This window comes from Sphingomonas bacterium (assembly GCF_903642285.1).
GTDB lineage: Bacteria > Pseudomonadota > Alphaproteobacteria > Sphingomonadales > Sphingomonadaceae > Sphingomonas.
In genome coordinates this window covers 1-19,199 of record NZ_CAHJWJ010000010.1, presented here as the reverse complement: position 1 = coordinate 19,199, position 19,199 = coordinate 1, and the positions used below count along the sequence as shown (strand labels likewise).

Genomic DNA, 19,199 nt, shown 5'->3' with positions numbered 1-19,199 from the left:
TGATGCGATGACCCGCAATCCCGTGGCCAAACTGCTGCTGTTCGGCGCGACCGGCGATCTGGCGCAGCGCATGCTGCTGCCGTCGCTCTACAATCTGCACGCCGACGGGTTGCTGCCCGAAGACCTCGTCATCATCGGTGCGGCGCGATCCGATTATACCGACGAGAGCTACCGCGCCTTCGCCAAAAAGGCGCTCGACCAGTTCCTCCCGAAAGATCGTGACGAGGATGCGGTCGGCACTTTCCTGCCGCGGCTCCAGTTCCAGGCGACCGATCTGTCCGACCCGGCAAGCTACCAGCCGCTGGCGGAAAAGGTCGGCGACGTATCGGGCGGGGTCGCGATCTACCTGTCGACCGCACCATCGCTGTTCGAACCGGCGGTGAAGGGCTTGGAAGCGGTCGGGCTGGCCGGCGAGACGATCCGGATCGGTCTCGAAAAGCCGCTCGGCTACGACCTCGCCTCGTCGAAGGAAATCAACGACACGGTCGCGCTCGGGTTCAGCGAGGACCGGACGTTCCGCATCGACCATTATCTCGGCAAGGAAACCGTCCAGAACATCATGGCGTTGCGGTTCGGCAATTCCTTCTTCGAGCCTGTGTGGAACGCGCAGGGCATCGACAACATCCAGATTACGATATCGGAGACGGTAGGGCTCGAAGATCGCGCCGGCTATTATGACGGCGCGGGCGCGCTTCGCGACATGGTCGCCAATCACATGCTCCAGTTGCTCGCGCTGATCGCGATGGAACCACCCGCGCGCTACGACGTGACCGAGATCCGCGACGAAAAGGCGAAGGTCTTTCGCTCGATGCGCCTCATCAAGCCCGAGGACGCCCCCCGATGCACCGTCACGGGGCAGTACGCCGGCGGAGCGAGCGCCGGGAAGATCGTCAAGGGCTATGACGAGGAACTGGGCAAGCCATCGACCACCGAGACCTTCGTCGCGATCAAGGCGCATATCGACAATTGGCGCTGGCAGGGTGTCCCCTTCTACATCCGCACGGGCAAGCGGATGCCGGTGCGCCGGTCGGAAATCGCGATCCAGTTCAAGAACGTGCCGCATTCGATGTTCGCGGGGCGCGGCGGGCTGCTTCAGCCCAACATGCTCGTCATCCGCTTGCAACCCGAAGAATATATCCAGCTGCTGGTGATGGCGAAGGAACCGGGGCTGGACCGCGACGGCGTGCGTCTGCGCGAGGTACCGCTGAAGTTGAGCCTCGACGCCGAATTCCAGGGCACGCGCAGGCGAATTGCGTATGAACGGTTGCTGCTGGATCTTATCGAGGGCGATCAGACACTGTTCGTGCGCCGCGACGAGGTCGAGGCGCAGTGGACGTGGATCGACGCGATCCGCGAAGGCTGGACCGCGAACGGCATGAAGCCCAAATCCTATCCCGCCGGCTCTTGGGGCCCCTCGGCGGCGATCGCGCTGACCGAGCGTGACGGCGTGACGTGGATGGATGACTAGCCGCCCCGTCCCGGGCTTGTCCCGGGATCCAGGGTGATGAAATACAACGACCGGATTGCCTCGCGCCCTGGATGCCGGGACGAGCCCGGCATGACGAAAGCATGGACATGAACGAAGAAATCGAATGGTGGGACTATGACGACGCGGGCGAATTCGCCGATGCGGTCGCGGGCGATATCCAGTTCGTCATTGAAAGCGCGATCGACGCACGTGGGTCGGCGGTCATCGCACTCGCGGGCGGCAAGACGCCCTTCCCGGCGTATCGGAAACTGAGCGCGGCCAAGATCGACTGGAAGAAGGTCACGATCGTCCCCGGCGACGAGCGGATCGTCCCGCTCGGCGATCCGCTGTCCAACGTCACCCAGCTCGCGAAGATCTTCCTGCCCAAGGGCGCGCGGGTGATGCCGATCGTCCCGGAGGCGACACCGGACTACAAGGCCGCGGGCCGGTCGGCGGATGCGCTGATGCAGGATCTGCACTGGCCGCTCGACCTCTGCGTGCTCGGCATGGGTGGCGACGGGCATACCGCGTCGATCTTCCCCGGCCCCGATTACGACGAGGCGCTGAACGGCCCGAAGGAACGCCGCGCGCTCGGCGTCATGCCCGAGCCGCTGCCCGCCGACGCCCCCTTCCCCCGCGTCACGCTCAGCCGTCAGGGCATCGTGACCGCGCGTGCGCTGCTGATCGCGGTGACCGGCGACGACAAGCGCAAGCTGCTGGAACGCGCGATCGCCCAGGGGCCCTCGTCCCCCTACCCGATCGGGCGCGTGCTGGCGGATGTCGAACTGCCGGTGGATATCCACTGGGCACCGTGATGGCCTGATCCGGGGCTACCGGGAGGCGATGCTCGTGGTACCGCAGCGACGATCTCGCGTCCCGCGAGCGCACGTGTAAAGGAACCGCCCATGCAAATCGTCGCTGCGGATATCGGCGGCACGCATGCCCGCTTCGCGATCGCCGAGGTCGAGGCCGGCCGCGTCGTATCGCTCGGCGAGCCCGTAACGCTGAAGACTGCGGATCACGCCAGTCTCCAGACCGCATGGCAGGCGTTCGGCGCGCGGATCGGCCGGCCGCTGCCGACCGCCGCGGCCATCGCGGTCGCGTCGCCGATCACCGGCGACGTCATCCGCCTGACCAACAATCCCTGGACGATCCGCCAGTCGCTGATCGGGGAGCGGCTTGGCGCGGATATCCATATCGTCATCAACGATTTCGGCGCGGTCGGCCATGCGGTCGCGCAGCTACCAGCGAGCGACTTCGTCCATCTCGCCGGCCCCGACGTTCCGTTCCCCGACGATGGCGTGACGACGGTCTGCGGCCCCGGCACCGGGCTTGGCGTCGCGCAGGTCGTCCGGCGCAAGGGTGGCTATCACGTCATCGAGACCGAGGGCGGCCATATGGACTTCGCCGCGCTCGACGGGATCGAGGATGCGCTGCTCCTGCGCTTGCGCGAGCAGTTCACGCGCGTTTCGTGCGAGCGGGTGGTCGCGGGTCCGGGAATCGTCGCGATCTACGAAACGCTGGCGGCGATCGAAGGCCGCGCCGTACCCAGCCACGACGACACGACGATCTGGACCGCGGCGATCGAGGGCGGCGACCCGATCGCCCTCGCCGCGCTGGACCGGTTTTGCCTCTCGCTCGGTGCGGTCGCAGGCGATTATGCGCTGGCGCACGGCGCGCGCGGAGTCGTGATCGCCGGCGGCCTGGGTTACCGGATCCGCGACCGGCTGATCCGATCGGGCTTCGGCGAACGCTTCGCGGCCAAGGGGCGGTTCCGGCAAATGATGGCGGCGATGCCGGTGAAGCTCGTCACCTATCCCCAACCCGGCCTGTTCGGTGCGGCGGCCGCCTTCGCACAGGAACACACGCTGTAACGACATCGCGGACATCGGGCGGTCGCCGGCGGGAACGCGGACGTGACGCGATCCCCCTAAAAGGACGGTGAATTACATCTCACCCCGGGCATGCCGGATCGCGTACCATTTCTTCACGTTCGCATTATGCTCGGCGAGCGTATCCGCGAAGACGTGGCCCCCCGTCCCGTCCGCCACGAAATATAGCGCCTTCGACGTCCCCGGATCGAGCACCGCATCGATCGACGCCCGGCCGGGATTGGCGATCGGCCCCCTCGGTAGGCCGATCTCGGCATAGGTATTGTATCCGTTCTTCGCCTGCAGTTCGGACCGCAGGATGCGCCGCCCGAGCGGGCGACCCCGGGTGATCGGGTAGATCGTCGTCGGGTCCGCCTGGAGCGGCATGCCGAGCCGCAGGCGGTTGCCATAGACCGCGGCGACCTGCCGGCGTTCGGACGGTTTGCCCGTCTCCTTCTCGACGATCGACGCCAGGACGATCGCCTGTTCGGGTGTCGAGACTGCGATACCGGGTTTGCGCTTCGCCCAGGCGACGGCGAGATATGCATCCATCGCCTGCTGCATCCGCTTCACGACCGATACGCGGGTATCGCCGCGCTCGAACGCATAGCTGTCGGGCAGGATCGACCCCTCCGCCGGCACCGCGACCGGACCGACGAGACCGTCGGCCTTTATCAGCGCGTCGCGAACCATGACGGAGGGGTAGCCCTCCGGCACCACCACCAGCCGCTGGATCGTCTTGCCGCCCTGAAGCAGTTTCAGCGTGTCGGCGGCGCTAAGCCGCGGCGGGATCCGGTATTCGCCCGCGCGGATCGTATCATGCGATCCGAAGAAGCGCGCCAGCAGGCGGAAGCGGAAAGCGGACCGGACCGCGCCGGCCCGTTCCAGATCGCGCGCGGCGGAGGCGAGCGTTGCGCCCTGCGGAATATCGACGGTGACGGTGTGCTTCGCTGGGCCGGCACCTCCCCAGCCGTGGACCGCGAGGAATGCGGCCACGATCAGCGCCAGCCCGGCGATGAGGCCGAAACACCCGAATTTCCTCGCACCGCTATTCGCCATGACCGGTCAGATCGCTCGCATCACCAATGACGCGTTCGTGCCACCGAACCCGAACGAGTTGTTCAGCACCGCCTTGACCGACCGCTTCCTGGCGACGTGCGGCACCAGATCGACGCCCTCGGCACCTTCCGACGGATTGTCCAGGTTGAGCGTCGGGGGCACGATCCCGTCGCGCATCGCGAGGATGCAGAAGATGCTCTCCACCGCGCCCGCGCCGCCGAGCAGATGCCCGGTCGCCGACTTGGTCGAACTCATCGACAACCGGCCGATATCGGCACCGAACAGCCGCTTTGCCGCACCCAGCTCGATCATGTCGGCCATGGTCGAGGTACCGTGCGCGTTGATATAATCGATGTCGGACAGCGCGAGCCCCGATTTCTTCAGCGCCATCTCCATCGACCGGTACGCGCCCGATCCCGTGGGCTCCGGTGCCGTGACGTGATAGGCATCGCCGGACAGCCCGTAGCCGACGACTTCGCAATAGATCTTCGCGCCGCGCGCCCTGGCCCGTTCATATTCCTCAAGGACCAGGACACCCGCACCCTCGCCCATGACGAATCCGTCGCGGTCGCGGTCGTAGGGGCGGCTGGCCTGTTCGGGGCGGTCGTTGAAGCTGGTGTTGAGCGCGCGCGCCGCGGCGAAGCCGGCGATGCCGATCGGGCAGATCGTGCTTTCCGAACCGCCGGCCAGCATCACGTCGGCGTCGTCCATCGCGATCATCCGCGCCGCGTCACCGATCGAATGCGCGCCGGTGGAGCAGGCGGTGACGACCGCGTGGTTCGGCCCCATCAGCCCGTATCTGATCGAGACCTGTCCGGAAATCAGGTTGATGAGCCGCCCGTGCACGAAATGCGGCGAGACGCGGCGCGGACCTTTTTCGGCGAGGACCAGCGATTCGCTTTCGATCCCCGGCAGCCCGCCGATACCCGAACCGATCGAACAGCCCGCGCGGAATCGCTCCGCCTCGGTCATACCTGTCAGGCCCGCGTCCTCCAGCGCCTGACCGGCGGCGTCGATGCCGAAGATGATGAAGGGATCGACCTGGCGCTGCACCTTGTGATCGACGCGCCGGTCGGGATCGAAGCCATAGGCATGGCCCACAGGCTTCACCTCGCAGGCGATCTGGCATTTCTGATCCGACGCATCGAAACGCGTGATCGGGCCCGCGCCCGATTTCGAGGCGATGATGTTCGACCAGACGGTCTCGACATCCGCGCCGAGCGGCGTGACCATGCCCATTCCGGTTACGACGACGCGCCGCATACCATTCTCCAACTGCTTCCCGATACCGAAACGGCTCCCCGCCCTCTTAGCCCAAGGACGGGGAGCCGTTCAAATCCGGCCCTAAGGCGCGGGCAGAGGCTTACGCCCAGATCGTCAAGCCTTGTGCTCGTCGATATAGGTGATCGCATCCTTGACCGTCGCGATCTTCTCCGCGGCGTCGTCGGGGATTTCGACGCCGAATTCTTCTTCGAACGCCATCACCAGCTCGACGATGTCGAGGCTGTCGGCACCGAGATCATCGATGAAGCTCGCATCCTCTGTCACCTTGTCGGCTTCGACGCCGAGGTGCTCGACGACGATCTTCTTCACGCGGTCGGCGGTCTCGCTCATGGCATTCCCTCTTCGCTTGACGGGTTTTCTGATTCCTGAACGCACCTAGAACGCAGCCCGTTGCGTGGCAAGCGCGCGATGCCGCGGACGATCCCGCTAGACCATCGCCATTCCGCCATTGACGTGCAGCGTCTGACCGGTGACATACCCCGCCTCCCGGCTGACGAGATAGACGACCGCGGCACCGACGTCCGCGCCCTCGCCCAAATCGCCCGCCGGGATACGGCCGAGCAACGTGGTCTTCTGCGCGTCGGGCAGCGCCTCGGTCATTGCCGAGCGGATGAACCCGGGTGCCACGCAATTGACGGTGATGCCGCGGCTGGCAAGTTCCTGCGCCAGCGCCTTCGACATCCCGACCAGGCCGGCCTTGGACGCGGCGTAATTGACCTGTCCGGGATTGCCGGTCTGGCCGACGACCGACGTGATCGATACGATCCGCCCGAATCGCGCCTTCATCATCGGCCGCGCGGCGGCTCGGCACAGCCGGAACGCAGCCTCCAGATTGACGCGGATGACGTCGCTCCATTCGTCGTCCTTCATCCGCATCGCGAGATTGTCGCGCGTGACGCCGGCATTGTTGACCAGGATGTCCAGCCGGCCGCCCAACGCCGCAACCGCAGCGGGAACGAGGCGATCCACCGCGGCCGCGTCCGACAGATCGCACGGCACCGCGACATGATCGCCGCCGAGGTCACCGCGAAACCGGGTGAGCTTGTCCGCATTCGAGCCCGATACCGCAAGGCGCGCGCCCTGTCCGGCAAGCGCCTGCGCGATCGCCGAACCGATGCCCCCGGACGCGCCGGTGACGAGCGCGGTCATGCCTGTGAGGTCGAACATTCGTCATTCTCCGTCAACGCGGCCTCAGGCCGATCATGTGCGCATCGGCGTCGTAGAACACCGACCAGTGGAAATAGGGCGCGATGCCGAAGAACAGCCGTGTCGCCTGGATATCGGGTCGCTGTTCGAAGGTCAGATGGCTGGCCTGTTCGCGGCGATCGGTCTTGATATCCATGCTGGCCTGATCGTGACCGTCACCCAATGTCAGCGTGGCCGGCATACCCGGCGGGACGGGGCGATGCGGGCTCGCCGCGACCACGCGCACGCCCGGCGCACCGCTGTCGATCGTCGCCGGCCCGCAGATACGCCCGAGCGGAGCCGCGCCGGACAAGCAGCCGGCCACGCTGTTGTCGTCGTCGAGCAGGCGGTAGCGTCGATAGCCTTCGAGATCGACGGGTGTGGGGTTGAGGATGACCCGCCCCGGTGCCGAGTCGCCGGGCCGCGGAAGCTCGACGATCCATTGCCGTACCCCGAGCGCCTCGAACGGATTGGGTACGACATCGCGGCGGAAATTGACGCCCAGTATCGCGACGAAACCCTCGTTGGGCAGTCCATTGCCCTGGATGCCGAAAGTCGCGGGGTCGTCGTTGCGGCGAACGGGGCAATCGGGCTTGGCAGCGGTGCACGACAGCCGGTCGATCCGCTGGAGCTTGACCGACCCCGAGACGGACCCGAATGCGACCGGCAGCGCGATCGCCTCGCCCTCGAACTGCGTGCCCACCGCATAGAAATAGCGCGTCGGCGATCCCTTCGCCGCTGAGCCGGGCAAGCCGCGCGCCATGACGCGCAGTCCGGTCGATCCGGTGTCGAGCCCCGCCTCGATCGGCCGACCGTCGATCGTCAGCGTGACGCCGAAGCGATGCGTGCCGTCGGACAGCGTCACCGCGCGGACCGGCAGCTCGACCCGGTCCGCGGCGACCGCGGTTGCCGGCAGCAGGGCCAGTGCCAGGGCGGACAGGATCGTTTTCCGCATCGTCGCATATCCTTCAGCTGGAGATCACAACGTCTTCAGCATTTCCCCGATGTCGTCCATCGTAACCACGCTCGTCGCGGCGACGTCGGGCGAAATGCGTTTCACCATCGGCGCCAGCACCTTGCCGCCAAACTCGACGAACCGGTCGGTCCCCGCCCCCGCCATCGCGAGCACCGATTCGCGCCAGCGGACCATGCCGGTCACCTGCCGCACCAGCGCGGCACGCACTTGGTCGGGATCGGCGATCGCCACCGCGTCCACGTTGCAATACACCGGGATCAATGGCGCGCGCAGGTCCGCCTCCGCAAGGGCTGCCTCCATCGCGTCGGCGGCGGGTTGCATCAGCGGGCAGTGGAACGGCGCGGATACCGGCAGCAGGACCGCCCGCTTCGCGTCCATGTCCTTCGCCAGCGCGATCGCGCGTTCGATCGCGGGGCGATGGCCGGAAAGGACAACCTGGCTCGGATCATTGTCGTTCGCGACGGTGCAGACCAGCGTCTCGCCGGTGTCCTCCAGAACCGCCGCCACCGCCGCCGCTGCGATCGCCTGCGCTTTCGCCAGATCGGCTCCCAGCAGCGCCGCCATCGCGCCTTTCCCTACCGGCACTGCCGCCTGCATCGCGCGACCACGCAACCGCAGCAGTCGCGCGGTCGTCGCGAGACCCAGCGCACCAGCGGCGCACAAGGCGGTATATTCGCCGAGACTATGTCCCGCGACGAAGTCCGCCTTGTCCGCAAGCCGGATCCCGCCCTCCTGCTCCATCACGCGCAGGGTCGCGATGGCGTTGGTCATGATGGCAGGCTGCGCGTTCTCGGTCAGCAGCAGATCGTCCGCCGGCCCTTCGCTCATCAGCGCAAACAGCTTCCGGCCGAGCGAATCGTCGACCTCCTCGAACACCGCCCGGGCGACCGGGCTCGCATCGGCCAGTGCCTTGCCCATGCCGACCGCCTGGCTGCCCTGACCCGGAAAGATGAACGCGCGCATTTGCCTCTCCATCGCTTTGGCCCGTGGGACTAGGTGTCCGGTCCGCGAATGGCAATATGAGCGGACCCATCAACCACCTTGCCTTTGTGCAGGGATAGCGTAGAGGAACGTCACAGCCGGGACGGGAGGGTTAGCCTTTTCCGTCCCGTTGTCGTTGAAGAAAGCCGGAGGGGCGGTGCGCAGGGTGCGTCCGTCAGCGATCGGCAGGAAGAAGGACAAGGCATGGCTCTTTACGAGCATATCTTCCTTGCGCGCCAGGATCTGGCACAAGCGCAAGTGGACGCGCTGGCGGAAGCCGCGACGAAGATCATCACCGACAATCGCGGCAAGGTCGTCAAGAGCGAGAGCTGGGGCCTGCGCAGCCTGGCGTACAAGATCGCCAAGAACCGCAAGGCGCATTACGTCATGCTGGAAATCGACGCTCCCGGCGACGTCGTGGCCGAACTGGAGCGCCAGACGCAGATCAACGAGGACGTGATCCGCTACATGACCGTCAAGGTCGACGCGCTGGAAGCCGGCCCGACTGTCATGATGCGCAAGCAGGAACGCGACCGCGAGCGTCGCGGCGACCGTGAAGGTGGACGCGAAGGCGGCGACCGCGGCCCGCGCGGCGACCGGGACGGCCGCTCGGATCGCGGCGATCGTCCGCGTCGTGACCGCGAAGAGGAGATGGCATAATGGGACGTCCGTTTTTCCGCCGCCGCAAGAGCTGCCCCTTCTCCGCCAAGGATGCGCCCCGGATCGATTACAAGGACGTCCGGTTGCTTCAGGGGTTCGTGTCCGAACGTGGCAAGATCGTGCCGTCGCGGATCACGTCGGTGAGCGCGAAGAAACAGCGCGAGCTGGGTCAGGCGATCAAGCGCGCGCGTCATCTGGGCCTGCTGCCCTACGTCGTTAAGTAAGGAGTCCGAGACATGGACGTCATTTTGCTCGAGCGCGTCGAGAAGCTCGGTGCCATCGGCGACGTGGTGAAGGTGAAGGACGGGTTCGCCCGCAACTTCCTGCTGCCCAACAAGAAGGCGATGCGCGCCAACGAGGCCAACCGCAAGGTGTTCGAGAACAACCGCGCCCGCATCGAGAGCGACAACGCCAACCGTCGCGGCGAGGCCGAGAAGGACGCGGCGTCGTTCAAGGACGCGACCGTCACGCTGATCCGTCAGGCATCGAACACCGGCCAGCTGTACGGCTCGGTCGCGGTGCGCGATCTCATCGAGGCGCTGGTCGCCGACGGCCACAAGGTCGGCAAGAGCCAGGTCGTGCTGGACAAGCCGATCAAGGCGATCGGCCTGTACGAGGTGAAGGTGGCGTTGCACCCCGAAGTGTCGGTGACGGTCAAGGTCAACGTCGCACGCTCGCCCGAAGAGGCCGAGATGCAGGCGTCGGGTGTCGATGTCATGGAAGCGATGTTCGAGAAGGACGAAGCCGGCTTCGTCGAGAGTTACGATCCGAACGCCGAACCTGGTGCCACGGCCGAAACGTCCGGGAATACGGCGGAAGACTAAGCTCCGCGCACCATCGGTAACGAGGGGCCGTCCGAGATATCCGGGCGGCCCTTTTGATTCCGGGCGCGGTCGCGAACGAATTGCCCTGGATCAAGTTCACCGTAATTCTGATCCTCATGTGGAACCAGTCGGCCCGGGAAAGCGATCAGTCGTTACGCCGACCGTCCAATATGGCGCGTCGGTCAAAAGGAGACGATGATGAGTAAAATCCTAGGTGCAATGGTTCTGGCGGCGCTGCCCGTGGTGGCGAGCGCGCAGATGGCGGCCCCGATGCCCGCCTCGACCTATGTCATGAAGGCTGGCGCGGGCGATCTCTACGAGCGCAAGTCGAGCGAAGTCGTACTTGGTTCGACGAAAAATCCGAAGCTGAAGTCGTTCGCGCAGATCATGATCAGCGATCACACGACCAGCACCGCCGAGGTGAAGGCTGCAGCGATGCAGGCGGGCATGACCCCCAAGCCGCCGATGCTCGACGCCAAGCAGTCGCACAATATCGCCGCGCTGAAGGCGGCGGGACCGATGAAACGCGACGCACTGTACATCACGCAGCAGAAGGCCGCGCATCAGCAGGCGCTGATGGTGCAGCAGGGCTATGCGATGAACGGAACGGTCGCGCCGCTCAAGACCGCCGCGGCGAAGATCGTCCCGGTCGTGCAGCAGCACATTCAGGAACTCGATTCGATGTGACGAAACGGGCGGCGGAGGCGGTTCGCGTCTTCGCCGTTCGGTTATCGATCGATCATGAGAAAGGGCCGGGCAGCTAAAACTGCCCGGCCTTTTTTTATTGGGGCCTCGGGTTGCCCCATATACGCCCGCTTTGTCCGCCGATCAGTTGCTACTGACACACGCACCGATCATGGCGGCGAGCGGAATGACGGCGAAAACGATCGGCAGGACGTGCTTCATCGGGAACTCGCTGCTGGTTGCAGCAGGTACATCGCACGGCGCGACCAAAGGTTGCGCGAAGATGAACGCCGGCCTCGCTCGTTCGGCGGCGCGCCGTCCCGTTACGGTACAGTGAGCCGACCTGCTACCGCCGCCCGAACAGCCGCTCGATATCGCCATGCGCCAGCTTCACCCAGGTCGGGCGACCGTGATTGCATTGACCCGAATGCGGCGTGACCTCCATTTCGCGGAGCAAGGCGTTCATTTCCGCGACCGACAGGATGCGGCCAGCGCGGACGGAGCCGTGGCATGCCATCGTACCAGCCACCGAATCCAGGCGTTCGCGAAGCGACAATGCTTCGTCGAAGACGGCGATCTCGTCCGCCAGATCGGTGACCAGGCCCGTCGGGTCCGCCTGCCCGAGCAACGCCGGCGTCGCACGCACCAGCATCGCGCGGGGACCGAAGCGTTCGAGATCGAGCCCGAAATCGGCCAATTCGCCGGCCCGCGCCTCCAGCCGATCGCAGGCGGGCTCGTCCAGTTCGACGACCTCGGGCAACAGCAACGCCTGCGCGGCGATCCGCCCGCCGACCAGCGCGGCGCGCATGCGTTCCAGCACCAGGCGCTCGTGCGCTGCGTGCTGATCGACAAGTACGAGGCCGTCGGCAGCTTCGGCGACGATATAGGTCTTGGCCACCTGCCCGCGCGCGACGCCGAGCGGATGGTCGACCGCTTCCGGCGGCGGGGACCAGGCGGGTTCGGCGCGGGCGGCGGGGGGCGCGGCAAAGAAGGTCGGGCGACGGTCCCGGATGTATCGTAGCCCCTCCCCGCCCCTTTCCACGACCTCTGCGAAGGCTCGGGTGTCGTGCAGCGGCATTCCCCCCTGCGGCGTCGGAACCCCGCTTTCGGCGGGATGGCGCATCTCGCTTGAAGGTTCCTGCCGCCACATCCCCAGCGCCGCCTCGGTCGGCTGCTGCGAGCGGTGCCCGGCCCCATCCAGCGAACGACGCAGGCCCGACACGATCAGCCCGCGGACCATCTGCGGGTCGCGGAAGCGGACTTCGGTCTTGGCGGGGTGGACGTTCACGTCGACCTCGCCCGGCGGCACGTCCAGGAACAGCGCGACGACGGCATGACGGTCGCGCGGCAGCATTTCGGCATAGGCACCACGGATCGCGCCGATCAGCAGGCGGTCCTTCACGGGGCGACCGTTGACGAACAGATATTGGTGATCCGCGACCCCGCGGTTGAACGTCGGCAATCCCGCTACGCCGCCCAGCACCAGGCCTTCGCGTTCGAGATCGACCGCGACCGAATTGGCGGCCAGCGCGCGATCGGTCAGCGCGGCGACACGGGCCGGGCGGTCATCGCCGGCGACGGTCGACAGAACGCGGCGTCCGTCATGTTCGAGCGTGAACGCGATGTCCGGCCGCGCCATCGCCAGCCGCTTGACGACGTCCAGCGACGCCGCGAACTCCGCGCGCGCCGAGCGAAGGAACTTGCGGCGCGCGGGCACCCGCGCGAACAGGTCCTCGACGACGACGCGCGTGCCGGGCGGCACGGCGGCTGGCGCGTCGCGGACTACCGCGCCATTGTCGACGATCCGGCCCCAGCCTTCGCCGCCCGCCGGTCGGCTTTCGATCGTCAGCCGCGCGACGCTAGCGATCGAGGGAAGCGCCTCGCCGCGAAAACCGAGCGTCGCGACGGCCTGGATATCCTCGCCGGGCAGCTTCGACGTGGCATGGCGTTCGAGCGCCAGCGCGATCTCGGCGGCGGTCATGCCGCAACCGTCGTCCGATACCTCGATCCGGTCCAGCCCCCCGGCGGCCAACAAAACCGCGATCCGCGACGCACCGGAATCGACCGCGTTCTCGATCAGTTCCTTCAACGCGCTGGCGGGTCTTTCGATCACTTCACCGGCGGCGATGCGATTGACCAGATGCTCGGGCAGGCGCCGTATTGACATGGGCCAATCCCTAGACCAAGCGACGGCATCCCGCGACCCGCAAACGCGAACCGATCGGTGGCGTCATTGCTATCGTCCGGTGCCGCCAGACCTTATAGTCGCGGGATGACGTGCGATGCGGCCACGCCGGCTTCGTTCGCGCGTCCGGCAGCACAGGTGACGGAACCCAGCTCTGATGTCCTTCTTCTCCCGCTTCTTCAAGTTCATGTCGCACGATATGGCGATCGATCTCGGCACCGCGAACACCGTCGTCTATGTCCGCGGTCGCGGCATCGTGCTGAACGAGCCATCGGTGGTCGCGGTCGAGACGATCAACGGCGTGAAGCGGGTGAAGGCGGTCGGTGACGACGCCAAGCTGATGATGGGCAAGACGCCCGGCAATATCGAGGCGATCCGCCCGTTACGCGACGGCGTCATCGCGGATATCGACGTCGCCGAGCAGATGATTAAATATTTCATCCAGAAGGTGCACGGCCCGCGCCGCTTCGCACGCTGGCCGGAGATCGTGATCTGCGTGCCGTCGGGCTCCACCAAGGTCGAACGCCGTGCGATCCGCGATGCCGCGTCGAACGCGGGTGCGTCGACGGTCTGGCTGATCGAGGAGCCGATGGCGGCGGCGATCGGTGCGGACATGCCGGTGACCGAACCGATCGGCAGCATGGTCGTCGATATCGGCGGCGGCACGACCGAAGTCGCGGTGCTGAGCCTGCGCGGCCTGGCCTACACGACGTCGGTCCGCGTCGGCGGCGACAAGATGGACGAGGCGATCGTCAGCTACGTTCGCCGCAACCACAATCTGCTGATCGGCGAGGCGACGGCGGAGCGGATCAAGCAGGAGGTCGGCATCGCCCGTCCGCCCGCCGACGGCATCGGCGTGACCATCCACATCAAGGGCCGCGACCTCGTGAACGGCGTGCCCAAGGAAATCCAGATCAACCAGGGCCAGATCGCCGAGGCATTGTCCGAACCGGTCGCGACCATCGTCGAGGGCGTCCGCGTCGCGCTGGAGAACACGGCACCCGAACTCGCCGCCGACATCGTCGATCAGGGCATCGTCCTGACCGGCGGCGGCGCGCTGCTGGAGGCGCTGGACGAGGTGTTGCGCGACGAGACCGGGTTGCCGGTGACGGTCGCGGAGGATCCGCTGACCTGCGTCGCGCTCGGCACCGGGCGGGCGCTCGAGGACCCGATGTTCCGCGGCGTGCTGATGAGCGGCTGACAGTCAATAACGGGGGGACCGGCGCATGGCGTCAGCCCGCGACCGCCGCACGGGATTTTCGCGGCGACGACAATATGGGGTCTTCTTCGGCTATGTGCTGCTCGTGGCGGGCGCGGCCATCGGTGGCGTGCTGCTCGCGGTATCCACCTTCGATCCACCCGCCTTCGCCGCACTTCGCATGACGGTGGCGAGCGTCACCGTACCGGTGTCGGCCGCCGGCTCCGTGGTGGTCGATGCGGTCCTATCCGTGCCCGACATGATCGGCGACCATTTCCGGGTGAAGACGGAGAACGGCATATTGCGCGGGCGGCTGGCCAACGAACGCGCGGTCGTGCTTCGCGCGCGCGCGATATTGCACGACAACGCACGGCTGCGGCGTCTGCTCGCGATACGCGACGCGACCAGCGATACGGTCGTCACCGCGCGCCTCGTCGCCTCGACCCCGTCCAGCACGCGCCGCTTCGCGATGCTGGACGCCGGGCGCTGGCAGGGCGTGCAGCCGGGCATGCCGGTGCGCGGCCCCGATGGGCTGATCGGGCGCGTGCTCGAGACCGGGCCCGCGGTCGCGCGCATCCTGTTGCTGACCGATCCCGATAGCGTCGTGCCGGTTCGCCGGTTGCGCGACGGCCTGCCGGCGATCGCGCAGGGGCGCGGCGACGGGCTGGTCGACATCCGATCGGTCGAGACCGCGGACGTGCGCTTCCAGGCGGGTGACATCTTCGTCTCGTCGGGGATCGGCGGCATCTATGCGCCCGGCATTCCCGTCGCGCGGATCCCGAAGCTCGGTCGCGACACGGTGGCGGCGCAGACCTTCGCACGCCCCGACACGATCGATTTCGCGATCGTCGAGCGCCCGTTCCTGCCGATCCCTGCCGCGGTAGCCGCGCTTCCCGGCCCGGTCCCGACGCCGGCACCCAAATCCAGGGCGAAGGCGAAGTGAGTGGCATCGACTATACGCCGTTCGCGCCCACGCTGCCGCCCGCCCGCGCCCGCGCGCTGCCCTGGGCCACCGTGATGGCGGGGTCGCTCGTCACGATCGTACCCGTGGTCGCCGGCATCCCGTTGCTGCCCCCCTTCGGTCTGCTGATGCTGATCGCATGGCGGTTGCTCGCGCGCTTCGCGCTGCGCCCATGGGCGGCGGCACCATTGGGGCTGTTCGACGACCTCGTCAGCGGCCAGCCGCTGGGATCGTCGGTGCTGCTATGGTCGCTGTGCTTCGTCGTCATCGAACTGATCGAGGTGCGGCTGGTATTCCGCGATTTCTGGCAGGACTGGATGATCGCCGCCGGTGCGATCGCGTTCGGCCTGTGCGCGGGCCGGCTGATCGCGGTGCCGGTCGCGGCGCGGGTCGACCAGGCGGTGATCGGCCAGATCGCGATCTCGATCCTTCTCTTCCCGCTCGCCACGCGTATCGTCGCCGCGATCGAGGCGAAACGGGTACAGGCATGAAGCAACCCCCGCGCGTGGTGACCGAGGCGTCGCAGGCATACAGCTTTTCGCGTCGTGCCTGGCTGCTCGGCACCGCGCAGGGTACGGTCGGCCTGTTGCTCGCCGGGCGAATGGCCTGGCTGGCGATCGCGCAGAACGCCAAATACAATCTGATGGCGGAGAGCAACCGCGTCAGCACGACGCTGATGCCGCCGCGCCGCGGCTGGATCGTCGACCGCCATGGCCAGCCGATCGCGAACAACCGCACCGACCTGCGCATCGACATCATCCCCGACCGGCTGACGGAACGCGAGCGCGTTCTCCCGCTGCTCGGACGATTGCTGGCGCTCACGCCGGAGGATCTGGTCAGGATCGGGATCGACCTCGACAACGCCGCCGGGTTCCAGCCGGTGAAGGTGGCGGAGAATATCGACTGGGAACGCTTCGCGGCGGTCAGCCTGCGCCAGCCGGAACTGCCCGGCGTCGCCCCGACCCGTGGCTTCGCGCGGCATTATCCCTCCGGTGCCGCGGTCGCACATCTGACCGGCTATGTCGGCGTGCCCAATGCCGAGCAATATAAGGCGACACACGACCCGCTGATGGTCGTGCCCGGCTTCAAGATCGGCAAGGACGGGCTGGAAAAGACGCTCGAAGGTCCTCTGCGCGGCCGGCCCGGTGCCAAGCGCATGGAAGTGACCGCGCGCGGCCGCCCCGTCGCCGAGCTGCCGACCCGCGTCGACGTGCCCGGCGCGACCCAGCGGCTGACGATCGATGCGGGGTTGCAGGATTATGCCGCGCGTCGGCTCGGCACCAATTCGGGATCGGCGGTCGTGCTCGACTGCCGCACCGGCGAGATGCTGGCGATGGTGTCGGTCCCCGCCTATGATCCGAACAGTTTCTCGCGTGGGATCAGCCATCTCGAATGGCAGATGCTGGCGGACGACGATCACGTGCCCTTGATGAACAAGGTCACGCAGGGTCTGTATCCGCCGGGCTCCACCGTGAAGCCGATGAACGGGATCGCGCTGCTGCACAACGGCATCGATCAGCATACGCGGATCAGCTGTTCGGGCGCGCTTCGCGTCGGCACGGGGATCTTCCACTGTCACAAGAAAAGCGGCCACGGCGCGCTCGACCTCAAAAACGCGATCATGCAGAGCTGCGACATCTATTTCTACGAAATGGTGCGGCGGCTTGGCTACGACCGCGTCGCCCCGGTCGCGAAGTCGCTGGGGCTCGGCCAGAAATTCGACCTGCCGCTCTCGGGTCAGCGCTTCGGTACCGTGCCCGACAACGCGTGGAAACAGCGTCGGTACAAGGCCGACTGGACGGTCGCGGACTCGCTCAACGCGTCGATCGGCCAGGGCTATGTCCTGACCAATCCGCTGCAACTGGCCGTCATGGCGGCCAGGATCGCCAGCGGTCGCGCCCTGCAGCCCAGTCTCCTCACCGCCGATGTCAATTTCGACGCGCCTGCCCTGCCCTATCAGTCCGAGCATCTCGCGATGATCCGCGATGCGATGTTCGGCGTGGTGAACCAGGGCGGCACCGGCAACGCGGCACGGCTGCAGATTCCCGGCGTCGCGATCGCGGCGAAGACGGGCACCGCGCAGGTTCGCCGGATCACGATGGCGGAACGCGGCCACGGCGTGCTAAAGAACGCCGCCCTCCCCTTCAAGCTGCGCGACCATGCGCTGATCGTCTGCTTCGCGCCCGCGGACAATCCGCGCTATGCCGCGGCGGTGGTGCTCGAACATAACGGCCATACCGTCCGCACGCTGGATACGCCGGGGATCGGCCGTGACATCATGACGTACCTGCTCGACCGCGACCGCGCGATCGCGACGCTTGCGGAGATCGAACCGACCTGGGGCGGCGATATCGAGACGCGCATGGCAGCGAGCGCGGCGCAATACCGCACGCTTCACACCCCCTCCGCGGCGGCGATCGCGACCCGGACCGATGCGGTCGTCCCCACCGACTCCGCCCCCGTCCAGGCCGAGAGCGCCGCGGTCAGCGCCGAGCAGCAGGCGCTCGCGACGGGCGGCGCGAACATCACGACCCCGGCCGAGGATCCCAATCCCGAGGCACCGCAATGAGCCGCAGCCGGATCGTTCCGGAACCGCTCGCGCAATTGCCCTGGCGCATGATCCTGCTGATCGTCGCGATCGGCGGGTTCGGGCTCGTCGTGCTCTATTCCGCCGCGGGGGGCAGCCTGCATCCCTGGGCGCTATCGCAGGGCATCCGCTTCTTCGTCTTCCTCGCCGCCGCCGTCGCCCTGTCGCGGGTGTCCGAAAGCGTGTGGAAGACCGGCGCGCTGCCCGCTTATGCATTGCTCGTGCTCTCGCTGGTCGCGGTCGAGCTGCTCGGCAAGATCAGCGGCGGGTCGCAGCGCTGGATCAATATCGGCTTCGTCAATCTGCAACCCTCCGAACTGATGAAGCCGGCGATCGTACTGGCCTGCGCGCGTTTCTACGACATCCTGCCGGTCGGGGAGACGCGGCGGGTCGCGGGCGTGTGGCCCGCCGCCGCATTGATCGGCGTGCCCGCGGCGCTGGTCATGCTGCAACCCGATCTCGGCACCGCGCTCATGATCTGCGCGGGCGGCGCGACGGTGATGTTCCTGGCGGGCGTGCCCTTGCGGCTGTTCGTCGGCGGCGTGACCGCGGTGGCGATCGCCGCGCCGCTGGCGATCAAGTTCGTGCTGCACGAGTATCAGCGCAACCGTATCCTGATCTTCCTCGATCCCGAAAGCGACCCGCTGAAGACCGGTTACCACATCACTCAGTCGAAGATCGCGATCGGATCGGGCGGCATCCTCGGCAAGGGATTTCTGAAGGGCACGCAGAGCCACCTGCAATATCTGCCCGAAGGCCATACCGACTTCGTGTTCGCGACGATGGCGGAGGAATGGGGGCTGGTCGGCGGCGTGCTGCTGATCGGCGCGTTCTTCCTCGTCATCCGCTGGGGGACCAACGTCGGCATGCGCGCGCAGACGCGCTTTGCCAGACTGACCGCGGCGGGGCTGGCGACGACGATCTTCTTCTACGTGGCGATAAACCTGGCGATGGTGATGGGCTTGGCACCGGTGGTCGGCATCCCCCTGCCGCTCGTCAGTAACGGGGGGTCCGCGCAGATGACCGTCCTGTTGTGTATCGCCATCCTGATGTCGATCGACCGCCAGAACCGCGAGCAGGTCCGCTGGTAGAGGGCCCCGCGCGCCTTTTCGGCAAAAAAGGGTTTGCATCCCATCCGCGCGATGCTACCCGCGCGCTTCCCGAAACGACGAGCGCCGCAGCGCCGTTGCCCTTCCGGTATGGACGCATAGCTCAGTTGGTAGAGCAGCTGACTCTTAATCAGCGGGTCCTTGGTTCGAGCCCAAGTGCGTCCACC

19 protein-coding genes and 1 tRNA gene are annotated in these 19,199 nt (G+C 66.8%); 13 read left to right on the top strand and 7 right to left on the bottom strand.

What is annotated here, in order from left to right:
- The first annotated feature begins 7 nt into the window (after positions 1-7).
- From zwf to HUU99_RS06875, 3 genes are all read left to right on the top strand, one after another.
- Positions 8-1,468 carry a glucose-6-phosphate dehydrogenase gene (gene zwf / locus HUU99_RS06885; RefSeq protein ID WP_174285838.1) on the top strand — a complete coding sequence of 487 codons (1,461 nt, stop codon included), beginning with the start codon at positions 8-10 and terminating at the stop codon, positions 1,466-1,468.
- 107 nt (positions 1,469-1,575) lie between these two features.
- Complete coding sequence (gene pgl / locus HUU99_RS06880) at positions 1,576-2,283, top strand: 6-phosphogluconolactonase (protein WP_174285837.1); 708 nt, start codon at positions 1,576-1,578, stop codon at positions 2,281-2,283.
- A gap of 90 nt (positions 2,284-2,373) precedes the next feature.
- On the top strand, positions 2,374-3,342 hold the full coding sequence (locus HUU99_RS06875) for a glucokinase (protein ID WP_174285836.1): 969 nt from the start codon (positions 2,374-2,376) through the stop codon (positions 3,340-3,342).
- 72 nt (positions 3,343-3,414) lie between these two features.
- Here HUU99_RS06875 and mltG read toward each other — a convergent pair whose 3' ends face one another.
- The 6 genes from mltG to fabD all read right to left on the bottom strand — a co-directional run bounded on the left by mltG (position 3,415) and on the right by fabD (position 8,806).
- Complete coding sequence (gene mltG / locus HUU99_RS06870; RefSeq protein WP_174285835.1) at positions 3,415-4,398, bottom strand: endolytic transglycosylase MltG; 984 nt, start codon at positions 4,396-4,398, stop codon at positions 3,415-3,417.
- 6 nt (positions 4,399-4,404) lie between these two features.
- A complete protein-coding gene (gene fabF / locus HUU99_RS06865; RefSeq protein ID WP_174285834.1) occupies positions 4,405-5,661 on the bottom strand; it encodes a beta-ketoacyl-ACP synthase II in 1,257 nt (418 codons plus the stop codon).
- Positions 5,662-5,775: 114 nt separating this feature from the next.
- Positions 5,776-6,012, bottom strand: a complete 237-nt coding sequence (locus HUU99_RS06860; protein WP_031393971.1) for an acyl carrier protein — start codon at positions 6,010-6,012, stop codon at positions 5,776-5,778.
- A 96-nt stretch (positions 6,013-6,108) separates the two neighbouring features.
- On the bottom strand, positions 6,109-6,849 hold the full coding sequence (gene fabG, locus HUU99_RS06855) for a 3-oxoacyl-[acyl-carrier-protein] reductase (RefSeq protein WP_174285833.1): 741 nt from the start codon (positions 6,847-6,849) through the stop codon (positions 6,109-6,111).
- Positions 6,850-6,862: 13 nt separating this feature from the next.
- Positions 6,863-7,822, bottom strand: coding sequence for a hypothetical protein (locus tag HUU99_RS06850; RefSeq protein ID WP_174285832.1), 960 nt, complete (start codon positions 7,820-7,822; stop codon positions 6,863-6,865).
- A gap of 24 nt (positions 7,823-7,846) precedes the next feature.
- On the bottom strand, positions 7,847-8,806 hold the full coding sequence (gene fabD, locus HUU99_RS06845; protein WP_174285831.1) for an ACP S-malonyltransferase: 960 nt from the start codon (positions 8,804-8,806) through the stop codon (positions 7,847-7,849).
- Between the two features lie 222 nt (positions 8,807-9,028).
- Between fabD and rpsF the strand changes: the two genes are divergently transcribed.
- From rpsF to HUU99_RS06825, 4 genes are all read left to right on the top strand, one after another.
- Positions 9,029-9,484, top strand: coding sequence for a 30S ribosomal protein S6 (gene rpsF, locus HUU99_RS06840; RefSeq protein ID WP_174285830.1), 456 nt, complete (start codon positions 9,029-9,031; stop codon positions 9,482-9,484).
- Positions 9,484-9,708, top strand: coding sequence for a 30S ribosomal protein S18 (gene rpsR, locus HUU99_RS06835; protein ID WP_174285829.1), 225 nt, complete (start codon positions 9,484-9,486; stop codon positions 9,706-9,708). The genes rpsF and rpsR overlap by 1 nt, the downstream gene beginning before the upstream one ends.
- A 12-nt stretch (positions 9,709-9,720) precedes the next feature.
- Complete coding sequence (gene rplI / locus HUU99_RS06830) at positions 9,721-10,308, top strand: 50S ribosomal protein L9 (RefSeq protein WP_174285828.1); 588 nt, start codon at positions 9,721-9,723, stop codon at positions 10,306-10,308.
- A gap of 198 nt (positions 10,309-10,506) precedes the next feature.
- Complete coding sequence (locus HUU99_RS06825; RefSeq protein ID WP_254602995.1) at positions 10,507-10,995, top strand: DUF4142 domain-containing protein; 489 nt, start codon at positions 10,507-10,509, stop codon at positions 10,993-10,995.
- A gap of 343 nt (positions 10,996-11,338) precedes the next feature.
- Here HUU99_RS06825 and mutL read toward each other — a convergent pair whose 3' ends face one another.
- Positions 11,339-13,159, bottom strand: a complete 1,821-nt coding sequence (mutL, locus tag HUU99_RS06820) for a DNA mismatch repair endonuclease MutL (RefSeq protein WP_174285827.1) — start codon at positions 13,157-13,159, stop codon at positions 11,339-11,341.
- Between the two features lie 175 nt (positions 13,160-13,334).
- On the opposite strand from mutL, the gene HUU99_RS06815 reads away from it, so the two are divergent.
- From HUU99_RS06815 to HUU99_RS06790, 6 genes are all read left to right on the top strand, one after another.
- A complete protein-coding gene (locus HUU99_RS06815) occupies positions 13,335-14,378 on the top strand; it encodes a rod shape-determining protein (protein ID WP_174285826.1) in 1,044 nt (347 codons plus the stop codon).
- Positions 14,379-14,403: 25 nt separating this feature from the next.
- Positions 14,404-15,318 (top strand): rod shape-determining protein MreC, encoded by a 915-nt coding sequence (gene mreC, locus HUU99_RS06810; RefSeq protein ID WP_174285825.1) that lies wholly within the window; start codon positions 14,404-14,406, stop codon positions 15,316-15,318.
- The gene (locus tag HUU99_RS06805) at positions 15,315-15,827 is read left to right on the top strand and encodes a rod shape-determining protein MreD (protein WP_174285824.1); all 513 of its coding nucleotides are present in this window, start codon (positions 15,315-15,317) and stop codon (positions 15,825-15,827) included. Before mreC ends, HUU99_RS06805 begins: the two co-directional genes overlap by 4 nt.
- Positions 15,824-17,905, top strand: coding sequence for a penicillin-binding protein 2 (mrdA, locus tag HUU99_RS06800; RefSeq protein ID WP_174285823.1), 2,082 nt, complete (start codon positions 15,824-15,826; stop codon positions 17,903-17,905). Before HUU99_RS06805 ends, mrdA begins: the two co-directional genes overlap by 4 nt.
- Positions 17,902-19,014, top strand: coding sequence for a rod shape-determining protein RodA (rodA, locus tag HUU99_RS06795; RefSeq protein ID WP_174285822.1), 1,113 nt, complete (start codon positions 17,902-17,904; stop codon positions 19,012-19,014). Before mrdA ends, rodA begins: the two co-directional genes overlap by 4 nt.
- Positions 19,015-19,124: 110 nt before the next feature.
- Positions 19,125-19,197 (top strand) — tRNA-Lys (locus HUU99_RS06790).
- Positions 19,198-19,199: the final 2 nt, after the last annotated feature.